Source organism: Nocardioides sp. R-C-SC26, from assembly GCF_021246465.1.
Classification (GTDB): Bacteria; Actinomycetota; Actinomycetes; order Propionibacteriales; family Nocardioidaceae; genus Nocardioides.
Map to the genome: position 1 here is coordinate 77,582 of NZ_JAHRHK010000008.1, position 13,445 is coordinate 91,026.

The 13,445-nt window shown below is 70.8% G+C and carries 10 protein-coding genes; 1 reads left to right on the forward strand and 9 read right to left on the reverse strand.

The window, feature by feature from the left end; all coding sequences use genetic code 11:
- Positions 1-130 precede the first annotated feature (130 nt).
- The 7 genes from KSO97_RS09360 to cysS all read right to left on the reverse strand — a co-directional run bounded on the left by KSO97_RS09360 (position 131) and on the right by cysS (position 9,410).
- Entirely contained in the window at positions 131-838 is a 708-nt protein-coding gene (locus KSO97_RS09360; protein WP_232678213.1) for an ABC transporter ATP-binding protein, read from the reverse strand.
- Positions 835-1,626: an ABC transporter ATP-binding protein gene (locus KSO97_RS09365; RefSeq protein ID WP_232678214.1), complete on the reverse strand. Its 792-nt coding sequence runs from the start codon at positions 1,624-1,626 to the stop codon at positions 835-837. Before KSO97_RS09365 ends, KSO97_RS09360 begins: the two co-directional genes overlap by 4 nt.
- A complete protein-coding gene (locus KSO97_RS09370) occupies positions 1,607-3,649 on the reverse strand; it encodes an ABC transporter permease (RefSeq protein WP_232678215.1) in 2,043 nt (680 codons plus the stop codon). The genes KSO97_RS09365 and KSO97_RS09370 overlap by 20 nt, the downstream gene beginning before the upstream one ends.
- Before the next feature lie 3 nt (positions 3,650-3,652).
- Positions 3,653-5,197, reverse strand: a complete 1,545-nt coding sequence (locus KSO97_RS09375) for an ABC transporter substrate-binding protein (protein ID WP_232678216.1) — start codon at positions 5,195-5,197, stop codon at positions 3,653-3,655.
- A complete protein-coding gene (locus KSO97_RS09380; RefSeq protein ID WP_232678217.1) occupies positions 5,194-6,708 on the reverse strand; it encodes an ABC transporter substrate-binding protein in 1,515 nt (504 codons plus the stop codon). Before KSO97_RS09380 ends, KSO97_RS09375 begins: the two co-directional genes overlap by 4 nt.
- A 282-nt stretch (positions 6,709-6,990) precedes the next feature.
- A complete protein-coding gene (gene rlmB, locus KSO97_RS09385; protein WP_232678218.1) occupies positions 6,991-7,953 on the reverse strand; it encodes a 23S rRNA (guanosine(2251)-2'-O)-methyltransferase RlmB in 963 nt (320 codons plus the stop codon).
- Positions 7,953-9,410 (reverse strand): cysteine--tRNA ligase, encoded by a 1,458-nt coding sequence (gene cysS / locus KSO97_RS09390; protein ID WP_232678219.1) that lies wholly within the window; start codon positions 9,408-9,410, stop codon positions 7,953-7,955. Before cysS ends, rlmB begins: the two co-directional genes overlap by 1 nt.
- A gap of 92 nt (positions 9,411-9,502) precedes the next feature.
- Between cysS and KSO97_RS18280 the strand changes: the two genes are divergently transcribed.
- Positions 9,503-10,870, forward strand: a complete 1,368-nt coding sequence (locus tag KSO97_RS18280) for a C39 family peptidase (protein WP_232678220.1) — start codon at positions 9,503-9,505, stop codon at positions 10,868-10,870.
- Positions 10,871-11,006: 136 nt separating this feature from the next.
- Here the strand turns inward: KSO97_RS18280 and KSO97_RS09400 are convergent, their stop codons facing one another.
- Both KSO97_RS09400 and KSO97_RS09405 read right to left on the reverse strand, forming a co-directional pair.
- Complete coding sequence (locus KSO97_RS09400) at positions 11,007-11,741, reverse strand: SDR family oxidoreductase (RefSeq protein WP_308188279.1); 735 nt, start codon at positions 11,739-11,741, stop codon at positions 11,007-11,009.
- 79 nt (positions 11,742-11,820) lie between these two features.
- On the reverse strand, positions 11,821-13,359 hold the full coding sequence (locus tag KSO97_RS09405; protein WP_232678221.1) for a molybdopterin-dependent oxidoreductase: 1,539 nt from the start codon (positions 13,357-13,359) through the stop codon (positions 11,821-11,823).
- Between the last annotated feature and the right edge of the window lie 86 nt (positions 13,360-13,445).

Here is a 13,445-nt window from a genome sequence, read left to right on the forward strand (position 1 = left end):
GGGGCGCCGGGCGGCCCGCCGCCGCCCCCCGACGACGCGCCCAACGGCAGCGCGAGCGCGACCAGACCGCCCGCCGCGGCGCCTGCGGCCGCGCGACGCAGGCCGCCGCGCTGTCGCATCCTGATGTTCCTCATGCTGCCCCTCCGAGGATGACGTCTGACATGGTCTCCATGATCTCGTCCGGCTCGCCCGTCGCCACGATCCGCCCACCCGTCATCACAGCGGCGTAGTCCGCGACCTTCAGCGCGGTGCGCGCGAACTGCTCGATGCACAGGATGGACACGCCGGTGTCGGCGATCTGCTGCACGGTGTCGTAGAGCTCCTCGACGATCAGCGGTGCGAGGCCCATCGAGAGCTCGTCCAGCAGGAGCAGCGCCGGGTCGGAGGCCAGGGCCCGCGACATGGCGAGCATCTGCTGCTCGCCGCCCGACATCGTGCCCGCGAGCTGACGACGTCGCTCGGCCAGACGCGGGAAGTAGGAGTAGGCGGTCTCGAGCACTGCCTCGGCGGTGACGCCGGCGTAGGACATCAGCACCAGGTTCTCCTCCACGGTCAGGTTCGGGAACACCGAACGACCCTCGGGAACCGTGCAGAGTCCGACCCGGGCGAGCTCGTCGGCGGCGGAGTTGCGCACCGCGACGCCACCGAGGTGGATCTCACCGCTGGTGGGCTTCTTCTGCCCGGCGATGACCTGGGTCAAGGTCGACTTACCGCCACCGTTGGGGCCGAGGAGAGCCACGACGGCCCCGCGCGGCACCGTCAGGTTCACGCCACGGAGCACCTCGATGCGCCCGTAGGCGGCATGCAGGTCGATGACCTCCAGGATCGGAATGCTCACGCCTTCACCTCTTCTGCCACGGCGGGCAGGACGGCGGTGTGGTCGTGGCCGCCGTCCTCGTCGACGTCGGAGTATCCCAGGTAGGCCTGCTGCACACGAGCGTCGTTGCGGATGAGCGCGGGTCCACCGACGGCGATGACCTCGCCGAAGTCGAGCACCCGGATGGTGTCGCAAACACTCATCACGAGATCCATGTCGTGCTCGACCATCAGCACACCCCGACCCTCGGAGGCGAGATCGCGCAGCAGCTCGCCGAACGCGTCGGTCTCGGTCTCGTCCAGACCCGAGGACGGCTCGTCGAGCAGCAGGAGCTGCGGGTCCCCGGCCAGGCATCGGGCGAGCTCGAGGAGGCGCGCGGTGCCGGTGGGGATCGAATCGGCACGGTCATCGGCGTACTCGGCGATGCCGACCCGCTCGAGCAGCGCGTCGATGTCGGACTGGGCGGGCTTGAAGCCAGCGAGCAGACCGCGGTGGATGTCGAGCGCGACGCGCACGTTGTCACGCACGGTGAGCGACCCGAAGGCCTCCAACCGCTGGAACGTGCGGCCCATGCCGCGCTTGGACCGACGGTGCACCGGGGTCCGCGTGACGTCGCGGCCGTCGAACCGGACATGACCCTTGGTCGGTCGCTGAAGACCGCTGATCACGTTGAAGCAGGTCGTCTTGCCCGCACCGTTGGGTCCGATCAGGCCGGTGATCTGGCCCGCGTCGGCGGTGAAGGTGGCGTGGTTGACCGCGGTCACCCCGCCGAACTGGACGACGACGTCATCAACCTCGAGTAGCGACACTGCCGGCCTCCTCTGGCTCGTGGGACGTCGCGCCTGCGGCGGTCCCGTCGTCGTATGCGTCGTCGTACCCGTCGTCGTAGCCGTCCTGATCGTCACCGGCCGCGCGATGCTGACCGGTTCGCGGACCGATCGGGCTCCAGCCCGAACCGCCCGTCGCCTCGTCGACGCGCGCCACGATCCGACGCTGACCCCAGCGACCGATCTTGAACAGCAGGTTGGCGAGTCCGTTGGGGTCGCGACCGGCGAACACGGCACCGAAGCCGATGATCACGAACATCAGACCACCGAGCGACACACCTGCGACCTCCTCGGCCTGGAGTACCGGGAGAAGCATCAGGCCGATTCCGCCCAGTGCCGCCCCGGTCACCGAGGTGACACCGAAGACGACCGCGAGCAGCAGCAGCGGGAGGCTGTTGAAGTACTGGAAGTCGGCCGCCCCGATGGTGCCGCGCAGGCCGGCGAAGAGCGCCCCGGCGAGCCCGGCGACAGCGGCGGAGATGCCGAAGAGTCCGACCCGGAACCACCGAGCGTCCAGGCCGAGGGTTCCGCAGGCGGCCGGGCTGTCGCGCAGGGCGACGAGCATCCGGCCGAGGACGCCGCGGCGCAGGATCAGCACGCCGATGCCGCACAGCACGAAGAAGAACGCCATCAGCAGGACGTAGTTCCCCGTCGAACCGATGGTCGTCCCGAAGACCGACATCCGATCCGCGGAGAGCGCACCGCCGAAGCCGAACGCCTTCTCGTCTTGGAAGACGACCTTGTCCATCAGCACGCCGAAGGCGAGCGTCGACAACGCCAGGTAGAGGCCGGTGAGGCGCAGCGTGGGCAGCGCGACCAACGCACCGACCGCACCGGCGATGAGCGTGGAGACGATCAGGCCGTAGAGGTTCGGCTCGTCGAGCTTGGCGTAGGCCAGCGCGCCGACACCGGCGAACGTCAGCTGGGAGAGCGAGACGTAGCCGCCGTAACCGGTGAGCAGCACCAGCGAGAGCATCACGATCGCATACGTCGCCGCGGCCCCCACTCGCAGCAGGTTCGCCTCCGACATCCCGGCCGTGGCCACGAAGACGAATGCCATGAAGGCCGCTCCCGACACCGCCATCCGGGTCAACGAGGGCACCGGTGCGGACACGATGCCCTTGACCTGGCCGATCCTCAGCTGGGCCGTCGGCATCAAGACGATGACGGCGAAGAGGAACAGCGGGGGGATGACCGGACGGAAGTCGGCCAGCCACGACTCGGGGTCGATGTAGCCGAGTGCGAAGGAGTCGAGCAGACCCAGCGCCATGGCGCCGATGAACGTCAGCGGGAGGCTCTTGAGTCGACCGACCATCGCGGCGGCATAGGCGTTGATGACCAGCAGGGTGAGCTGGAAGTAGTCCAGGCCGACCACGGAGACCAGCAGGATGCCGGCGAGCGCCGAGAGCGACATGCCGATCGCCCAGGAGAGCGCGGCGACCGTGTCGGGCTTGCCACCGAAGAGACGGAGGAGCTCGGGGTTGTCCACCGATGCGCGCATCGCGGTCCCGATCCGGGTGCGGTTCAACAGGAAGTACAGGCCCACGGCGACCGCGATCGAGGCGAGGATCGTGATGACCTGGTGGCCGGTGATGATCGAGTCGCCGATCTCGAAGGACTTGTCCTGCCAGAACGGCGGCACGAAGCGCGGCTCGGGCTCCCAGACCTGCTGCGCCAGTCCGATCAGTCCCACGAAGAGACCGACCGTGACGACGAGCGACACGCTGACGGGCGCGTCACCCAGTCCACGGGCGATGAAGCGCTGGACCACGAAACCCGTCAGCGGCGCGACCACCAGCAGCACGAGGATCAACGAGAGCCAGACCGGAATGCCCTGCCTCTGGGAGAAGTCCCAGAAGATGAAGGACATCACCATGCCGAACGCACCGTGGGCGATGTTGAACACACGGGTCGTCGTGTAGGTCAGCACCAAACCCGACGCCGCGATCGCGTACGCCGCGCCTGTGAACAGGCCGGGCAACGCATAGGCGATGAACTTGTCCACTGATCAGCCTCCGATTCCGGTGGACACCAAGGAGCCACAGATGTAGTCGTTCGGCGTGATCTTCTTCCAGGCACTTCCGGTGTACTGGAGAACCGCCTGGCATTTGCCGGTTGTCTTGCCGCCGACATCCTGCGGTGAGTGGATGTCGTTACCTGTCCAGTTCGAGACCTTCTTGAGGGCCGAGACCATACTCTCGCGGGACAGGTTCGCGCCGAGTTTGACCATTTCCTGCACGAACAGGCGCGTCGCCGACCAGGAGTAGACCCCGTAGAAGTTGGGCGCCGAGCCGGGGCTCACCTGGTTCAGCCAACTCAGGTACAGCTGCATCTCCTTGTTGGAGGTGTCGCTGAACATCGCGGTGCTCGCGTAGACGTAGGTGCCCTTCGCCCGCTCGCCCGCCTGGGCGATGTAGGCGTCGCTGTAGATGGTGCTGTCCTGCACGTAGACCTCGGGCTCGAAGTTCTGCTGGGCCATCGCGTTCTGCAGCTTCACGGTGTTCTCCAGCGGACCGACGTAGTAGACGAGCTGGACGCCCTTTTCCTTCATCTCCTGCACGTAGGGCACGAAGTTGAACTCGGCCACGCCGATGCCGCGGAAGACCTTCACGTTCCAGCCGGACTTGCTGTAGCCCGCGCGGAAGGACGCGGCATTGACCGGCGCCGCCCCCGCGTCGATGTAGAGGATCGCCGCGTTCTGGGCCGCCGACTTCTTGTTCTTGGCGAACCAACTCGGCCAGGCCGTCGGCACCTGGCCGGGATTGACCGACTGGGCGGAGAAACACGTGGCGCACTTGGAGCGCTCGGGGTTCACGGTGGTCGAGCGAACGTCGGGGAGTCCGCAGCCACTCGCCGTCGCGGCGCCACCGGAGTCGAAGGCCGACATCGAGCCGACCGAGCCGAAGGCGTCGTCGCACAGCGTCGCGTACGCCTGCTGGTCGGCGCCGGCGTCGGCGCGGCTGTCGAGCTCGACCAGCTTGAGCTTGCGACCGCAGACGTCGGAGGTGGCGTTGAAGTAGTTCACGTACGCCCGCGCGGCCAGCCGCGAGGACTCGAAGATCCCCGGCACCGGCCCCTGGACGTCGGAGACGTTGCCGAGGGTGATCGTGTCGGCGGTGACACCCGGCAGGTTCGTGGGGAAGCCGTCGCACGAAGCGGCCTTGGCGCCGCCGTCGGCGGCGTTCTCACCGGTCGTCGGAGCACCGCTCGGGACCTCGGGGCTCGTGGGCGCCGCCGTGTCTCCACCAGTGGAGCCCGTCGCGCCGCCCCCGGTGCCGCCGGTCCCGGCGCTGCCCGGGGTGTCGCCTCCGTCGCCGAGCGAGGGGGCGTCGACCGTCCCGCCGTCGGTGGCTCCAGGGGCGTCGGAGCCCCCCACCTCCCCCGAGGTGCTCGAACCGCTCGAGGCGGCCCCGACCGTCTCGGGATCGAGCTGGGAGCCACACGCCGCGAGCGCGAGCGCCAACGCGGCGACCGCGACGGCGCGCGCCCGTCGACGGCGCACCGTCGAGCTCGGCGCACCGCCGGCGGCGGTGTGGGGGTGCGGACTCCTCATCGGCTGGAGGTGATCCCCTCACACCGGTACTTCGTACCGTCGAGAGGCTTCCACGTGCTGCCGCTGAGCTGGATGAAGCGCCAGCACTCGCCGGTGCCGCGCGAGCCGACCGGCTGCGGGGCGTGCAGACCCTGAGCGGTCCACGTGTTCGTCTTGCGGGTGGCGTCGATGAGGGACTCGCGCGTGAGCTGGCCGCCGAGCTTGCTGGCGAGGTCGACGAAGAGCCGCCCCGCGGACCAGCTGAACACACCGAAGAACTGCGGCACCGCACCCGGCTTCACCTGCTGGAGCCAGCCGAGATAGTTCGACATCTCACGGTTGCTCTTGGCCTCCTCGAACGGCACGAAGTTGGTGAAGACCACCGTGCCGTCGACCGCGCTACCGCCCTGCTGGATGTAGCCCGGGTTGTAGTCGGTGGGATCGCGCAGGTACAGCTTCGGCTTGTATCCCTGCTGCTGCATGGCGAGCCGGAGCTTGGCGGAGAGGTCGAACGAGCCGACGTAGAAGACCGTCTGGACGCCCTCGTCCTTCAGCTTCTGCACGTACGGCACGTAGTTGAACTCCGTGACGTCGATGCCCTGCTCGACCGTGAACTTCATGCCGTACCGCTCCATCGCACGCACCTGCGCCTTGCCGTTCTCACCGGCAGCACCCGCGGAGACGTAGAGCATCGCGGCGTTCTGGAAGGCCGAGGTGCCACCGAACCGCTTGACGAAGGCGGGCACGGCGTTCTCGAAGTTGGCGGTGTTGACGGCTTGGACGCCGAAGCAGGTGCTGCACGCGTTGCGGGCCGACGTCACCGAGCTGGCGCGCAGGTCGGGCAGCCCGCACTGCTGGGCGGTCGCGGCACCGCCGGAGTCGAAGGCCGACTGCGAGCCGACCATCGCGAAGACGTTGCGGCAAGCGTCGGTGTAGGCCTGCTGGTCGGCAGCGGCGTCGGTGCGACTGTCGTAGGTCTTGAGCACGAGCTTGCGACCGCAGATGCCGTCGGGAGTGGAGGCGTTGAAGTAGGCGACGAAGGCCTTCATGCCGTCCTGGGCGGTCTCGAACAGACCCGGGATCGGCCCGGAGATATCGGAGGAGTTCCCGATGGTGATGGTGGTGTCGGTGACGCCGGGCCCGTTCTTGAACCCGTCGCAGCTTCCCGCGTTGGTCACCGGCGAGTCGGTCGTGGCCGGAGTGCCCGGTCCGGAGCCCGGGTCGTCCCCACCGCTGCTGCCGGGGTCGGAGGCTCCGGGGCCGGTGCCGGGGTCGCTGATGCCCGGGTCGCTGGTGCCCGGGTCGCTCGTGCCCGGATCCGTGCCGGGGTCGGTCGTACCCGGGTCGATCGTGCCGTCGGTGCCGACCGTGCCGCCGTCGGTGCCGGTCGAGGTGCCCTCGACGCCGCGTGCGCTCGCGACCTCTTCGGGGTCCAGGCTGGAGCCGCACGCTGCCAGCGCGGTCGCCAGCAGGGCCGCGACGAGCGCGGTGGCGGCGCGGCGCGGAGCGCGCGCGGATCGCGAGGCGGGCACAAGGACCTCCGAGGTGGGGTGAGCAAAACTAGAACAGGTACTAGTTTGTTAACGAGGCCCGACCATAAAGGTGACGCGAGTCACCCCACAAGTTCCAGTCCCACCAAGCCTGTCGCGACCCGCTCCGTCCAAGTCAGGTGTTCAGGTGTCAGGCGCCGTCCAGGGGTCGCCGACCACGCCCCGGGGCACGCCTCGGATCGAGGTCCGCGGTGGGGAGGTGCTGGCCGGTGGGGTGCATGCCGGCGTGGGCGAGGAGGCTCCCGCGGGATCGGTCGACGGCGCTCAGCGGCGCCCGCGCGCCTCGTCGATCGCGTAGAGGCAGACCGACGCGGCGACGCCGGCGTTGAGCGACTCCACTCCCGCTGCGATCGGGATCGAGACGAGGTGGTCGCAGGTCTCGGCGACGAGCCGGGAGAGCCCGTCGCCCTCGGCGCCGACGACGACGACGAGCGCGTCGCGCACGAGGTCGTGGTCGGCCACCAGGTCGGGGAGCGAGAGATCGCCGTCGCCGGCCAGGCCGACCACCATGCAGCCGGCGTCCTGGTACGCCTTGAGCTGGCGCGTCAGGTTCACCGTCTGTGCGACCGGGATCCGGGCGGCGGCGCCGGCGCTGGTCTTCCAGGCAGCCGCGGTCATGCCTGCGGCACGACGCTCGGGGATCACGACCCCGTGAGCACCGAAGGCGGCGGCGCTGCGCACGATGGCGCCGAGGTTGCGCGGGTCGGTGATCTGGTCGAGCACGACGATGAGCGGCCGGGCGCCCGTCGCGCGGGCGGCGTCGATGAGGTCGTCCGCGTGGGCGTACTCGTAGGCCGGGATACGCGCGGCGAGCCCCTGGTGGACCGCGCCCGACGTCATCCGGTCGAGCTCGCCGCGGCTGACCTCGAGCAGACTGATGCCGGCGTCCTGGGCCAGCCGGAAGGCCTCCCGCAGTCGACCGTCGCGCTCGGCACCCTCGGCGACGTAGAGACCGTTGATCGGCACCCCCGCGCGCAGCGCCTCGACGACCGCGTTGCGGCCGGCGATCCACTCGGCGTCACCGGTCGCGGTCTTGCGCCGCGGGCCACGGGCCTCGGCCCGCGCGGCCGCCTGCGCGGACTTGTAGGCCTTGTGGTTCGGGCGCTCGAACGCCTTCGGCGTCGGGCCCTTGCCCTCCAGGCCGCGCCGGACGCGCCCTCCGGAACCGGCGGTGGGCTTCTTGCTGGACTTGCGGATCGCTCCGCGCCGCTGGGAATTGCCGGCCATCAGGGCCCTCCGTCGATGCGGGTAGGTGTACTCAGGCTCCACTGCGGACCCTGAGGGGTGTCGTCGATCTCGATGCCGGCGGCCTGCAGCCGGTCGCGCAGCGCGTCGGCCCGCGCGAAGTCCTTCTCCGCACGCGCAGCGGTGCGCTCCTCGAGCACACCGCGCACCAGCACGTCGACGGCGGCGCTCAGGGCGTCGCCGTCGCCCCCCGCGCCCGCGGCACCGGGGAACTGGGCGGCGTCGAGACCGAGCACGGCCAGCGAGGCCGCGACGCTCCGGGCGAGCGCCGCGGCGCCGGCGCGGTCGCCGTCGGCGAGCAGCCGGTTGCCCTCGCGCACGGCGTCGTAGATCGCGGCGACGGCGGCCGGCGTGGCCAGGTCGTCGTCCATCGCGACCGCGAAGCCGGCGACCAGTTCGACGTCGTCCGATCCCGCGGCGTGGTCGCTCGCACCCGTCAGCGCCCGGTCGAGGAAGCCCTCGATCCTGCGGAAGCCGGCGGCGGCCTCCTCCAGCGCCTCGAAGCTGAACTCCACGTGCGAGCGGTAGTGGGCGCTGGCCATGTAGAAGCGCAGCTCCACCCCACGGACCCGCTCGAGCACCTTCGGCACCGCGAGGGAGTTGCCGAGCGACTTGCTCATCTTCTCCCCGGCCGTGGTGATCCAGGCGTTGTGCAGCCAGTAGGACGCGAAGCCGTGACCGGCAGCGCGCGACTGGGCCTGCTCGTTCTCGTGATGAGGGAATCGCAGATCGACACCTCCACCGTGGATGTCGAACGCGGAGCCCAGGTACTTGCCGGCCATTGCCGAGCACTCGATGTGCCAGCCGGGTCGGCCGCGGCCCCAGGGGCTCGGCCACGCCGCCGTCGCCGGCTCGCTGGGCTTCCAGCCCTTCCACAGCGCGAAGTCGCGGGGGTCGCGCTTGCGCGCCACCTGGTCGGCGTCGACATCGCCGGCGGGCTCCATGTCGTCGAGCCCCTGCCGGGTCAGCTCGCCGTAGGAGGGCCAGGAGCGGACGTCGAAGTAGACGTCACCGGAGTCGTCCGGCGCCGGGTAGGCGTGCCCCCGTTCGATGAGCGAGGCGATCATCTCGATCATCTCCGGCACGTGACCGGTCGCGCCCGGCTCGTAGGTCGGCGGCAGCACGTTGATGCTGGCCAGGGCGCTGGTGAGTGCGCGGTGCATGTCGTAGGCCAGGTTGAACCACGGCCGGCCCTGCTCGGCGGACTTCGCCAGGATCTTGTCGTCGATGTCGGTGACGTTGCGGATGAACGTCACGCGGTACCCCTGGTGCTCGAGCCAGCGGCGCAGCACGTCGAAGTTGACCGCGGACCGCACATGGCCCACGTGCGGCTCCGACTGGACGGTCAGGCCGCAGACGTAGATGCCCGCTTCGCCCCGATGGAGCGGGACGAAGTCGCGCACCTCGCGAGTCGCGGTGTCATAGAGCCGGAGTGCCACCCGTGAAGGGTAGTGGCGAGGCACCGGACGGCCCGAAACCACGCACCGGCCGATCTGTGACGGGTGAGGCAGATGTGACGTAGCGTGAGAGGGTGACGCGATCCATCACCCTCGAGCAGGGCCGACCACTGCGCCACGGGCGACGGCGGCCGCGCGCGTTCGCCGCGGCAGGTCTCGGGCTCGCGCTCGGCGTCCCGCTCGCGGTCGCACCCGTCGCGACGCCGGGGGCGGCCGCCGCCACCGCAGCCGGGGCCGGCACGCACTCCGGCGCGACGACGACAGTCGCACGCGCCGCCGCACGCCAGATCGCCTACCGCGGCTTCGACACCGGTGCCCAGCTGAAGTCCGGGACGGCGACCGGCGTGCTCGTCCGGCAAGGGCGCCTCCACCTCGCGCCGCCCGCCGCGCCCTCGACCGGGCCGACGTCGGGCCAGAGCTCCGGGCGCGCGCCGACGACATCGACGCGACTGGTGGGCTCGACCCGCTACGAGCAGGGCACATGGGACTCACCCTGGGTCACGCCCGGCTTCTCCTTCACCGAGCTGATCCCGTCCTGGTCGGCACGGACGCCGGGCAACAGCTTCATCGAGATCCGCCTTCGTGGACGCGATGCGTCCGGCCGCCTCTCCAGCTGGGACGTCGTCGCCCGTTGGGCCGCGACCGACCGGTACCTGCGCCGCACCAGCTTCGGCACCCAGCCCGACGACCTGGCCTCGCTCGCCGTCGACACCTGGCGGGCGTCGGCTGGCCTGGCCGCCTACCAGGTGCGCGTCACCCTGGCGCGCCGCGCGGGCGGCAGCGCCGCGCCGACCCTGGACAGCGTCGGTGCCGTCGCCTCGCGTCTGCCCACGACCGCGGGCCCGACGTCCAAGCCGGGGTCTGCTCGCGGCACGGTGCTCGACGTGCCGCGCTACTCCCAGATGATCCACCGCGGCCACTACCCGGCCTGGGACGGCGGCGGCGAGGCGTGGTGCTCCCCGACGTCGACCTCGATGGTGCTCGGTTACTACGACCGACTGCCGGCGGCACGCGAGTACGCCTGGGTGCCGGCGGGTCACGTCGACCCCTGGGTGGACTTCGCGGCGCGCTCGACCTACGACGTCGCCTACCAGGGCGCGGGCAACTGGCCGTTCAACGTCGCCTACGCCGCGCCGCGCATCGGTCACGGCTACGTCACCCGACTCCGCTCGCTGCGTGAGGCGGAGCCGTTCCTGCTCGCCGGAGTGCCGCTGGTCGCCTCCCTCGCGTTCGCCCGCGGCCAGTTGACCGGCGCACCCATCTCCTCGACGGCGGGCCACGTGCTGGTGATCGTCGGTCTCACCGCGACCGGCGATGTCGTCGTCAACGACCCCGCCTCCACCTCACGCGCGGGGGTCCGCCGCACCTACGATCGTGCCGAGTTCGAGCGCGCGTGGCTCGAAGGATCCGGCGGCACCGTCTACGTGCTGCAGCGCCGCTGATTCCTGCTGGTCGACTCTGGTCCCGTCCGTTTTCTCGGCCGGCCGAGGCAACCGGACCTTGGACGAGGAAGCCTCGTCGGCCAAAGGTCCAGGAATCTCGGTCGGCCGAGAATTCTGCGCCTCGCTCGCGCAGCGATCAGACCGTGTACCCGCCGTCGACGTCGAGCTTCTGGCCGGTGATGAAGCCGGCGCGCGGCGAGGCGAGGAAGCAGACCGCCTCCGCGATGTCGGACGCCGTGCCGAAGCGACGTAGTGGGATGTTGCGGCGGGTGATCTCCAGGGCTGCGTCGTCGAGATCGCCGGAGGCGATTAGGCGCTCGGCCATCCCGTCGGTGAGCATCCCCGGGCCGACCATGTTCACCCGTACTCCGAACCGGCCCTCCTCGGCCGCGAAGCCCCGTGCGGCGGCCTCGACGGCGGCCTTGGGGATCGAGGAGAGGCCGTCGCGCACGGGGTAGCGCGCCGTCGCGGCCGTGGTCACCGCCACGATCGAGCCGCGGCTGGCGCGCAGGTGCTCCAACGCGGCGTGGGCCACCGCGACGAACGCCCCCGCGTCGCCCCGCAACTGCTCGACGACGTCGGCCGGGGGGACCCGCGAAAGGTGGCGCTGCGGCACGTGCGGGCCGGCCGCGTACACCAAGGTGTGCAGGCCGCCGCCCTCCGCCGCCACGCGGTCGACGACGCCGGGAACGGCGTCGAGATCGCTCAGATCGAGCCGGTAGGCCGGGCGACGCTCCGGCTCCTCGCGACGGTAGGTGACGGCGACCCGCGCCCCCCGCTCGGCGAGCATCGCCGCGACGGGTGCCCCCAGCCCGCCGTTGCCGCCGACCACCAGCGCCACGCCGTCCAGATCCTCGAAGTCAGCCTCCACGAGCGCATCCCACCACGTGCCGGGCGATCAGACGTCGGCATAGGACCGATCCGCGCCGAGTGAGTGCCGATCCGTGCCGTCAGCCGCGGACGGTCAGGTCGACCGAGTCCCAGCCGGTGGCGCCGTCGGGCAGCACGTCGGCGACCGCGCCGGTCTGCACGTCGCCGTCCTTGCCGGTGGCGCGCACGCGGATCTGATGGTCACCCGGCTCGAGCGTCACGGCCGCACGCCATTGCACCCATGAGTCGTCATTCGGTGCGCTCGCCACCTCGGCCGGCGTCCAGGCTCCGCCGTCCACCGCGATCTCGACGGCGGCGATCCCGGTGTGCTGCTTCCATGCGCTGCCCGCGACGACGACCTCGCCCGCGTCGAACTCCGTGCCCGGTCGCGGGACGTCGATGCGCGAGGCGATCTTGACCGGGCCGCGCTCGCCCCAGCCTCGCTGGGTCCAGTAGGCCTCGATGTCGGCGAACCGGGTGACCTCGAGGTCGACCACCCACTTGCATGCCGAGACGTAGCCGTAGAGCCCGGGCACGAGCGTGCGCACCGGGAAGCCGTGCTCGATGGGGAGCGGCTCGCCGTTCATCGCCACCGCGAGCATGGCGCCGACCTCGCCGTCGACGAGTGCCTCGAGCGGGGTCCCGCAGTTCCAGCCGTCCTGCGAGGTCTGGAGCACGGCGTCCGCACCGTCGAGAGGCCCTGCCATCTCCAGCAGCGGCGCGAGAGCGACACCGCTCCACCACGCGTTGCCGACCAGGTCGCCGCCGACCTCGTTGGAGACGCAGTTGAGGGTGATCCACCGCTCCACCACGGGGCGCCGCACCAGGTCGGCGTAGGTCAGCACGACCTCGCGCTCGACCATCCCGTGGATGCGCAGCTGCCAGTCGCGGGGCTCGATGGTGGGCTTGGTGAAGGCCGTGTCGATCAGGTAGAAGTCGCTCGTCGGCGTCTGCCAGGGTGCCACGCCCTCGACGCCGATCGTCGCCCCGGCAGGCACCCGCGGGGGCGTGACGTCGAGGCGGAGCAGTCGCCGTGCCTGCTCGACGCGCTCCCGGCCGCGGCCGGCGACCCGACCGAGCAGGGTCGCCGCACCCGCGCCGACCGCGACCCCGGCGGTGGTCAGGAGGAACCGGCGGCGCGTGCGAGCAGCCTCCGGCTCGAAGCGCTCCAGCTCGGGGACGGCGTCCAGGCGCCGCAGCGAAGTGGCGAAGACCGCGAGCGCGCCGATCCAGGTCGCCAGGCCCGCCGCGAGTGGCAGCAGGTCGGTGACCGCAGCGCCGTTCGCCGTCATCGTGGCGGTGGCGCCGACACCCGCGAGCAGGCCGAATCCGGCGTAGGCCGCCCACAACGAGCGACGCGCCAGCCGTCCCAGGACGAGGAACAGGCCGACGAGCACGACCAGGATCCCGGCGATCAGGAGCGGTTTGTCGCGGGTGCCGAAGGTGTCGATCGCCCAGTGCACGACCGATCCCGGCGTCAGTCGCGAGACCAGTTCGGCGACGGCACTCACGGGCGTGAGGCGCTCGCTCATCAGTTGGGTGATCAGGTAGCTGACCGCCAGGCCGGCAGCACCGGCGAGCAGCCCGGCCAGAGCCCAGGCCCCCGTCGTACGTCGCATGCGCGTCATTGTGCCTGTCCGGGTGGAATCCCCAGGGACGAACGCGGCAACCGGCGCCGGAGCTGCCTCGCTGTGCGGCATGATCG

What these genes read in the sequence shown, in the direction of transcription:
- rlmB (WP_232678218.1), bottom strand. Translation starts at nt 7,953, where the DNA reads ATGGCCGGCAATTCCCAGCGGCGCGGAGCGATCCGCAAGTCCAGCAAG.
- KSO97_RS09375 (WP_232678216.1), bottom strand. Translation starts at nt 5,197, where the DNA reads ATGAGGAGTCCGCACCCCCACACCGCCGCCGGCGGTGCGCCGAGCTCG.
- KSO97_RS09405 (WP_232678221.1), bottom strand. Translation starts at nt 13,359, where the DNA reads ATGCGACGTACGACGGGGGCCTGGGCTCTGGCCGGGCTGCTCGCCGGT.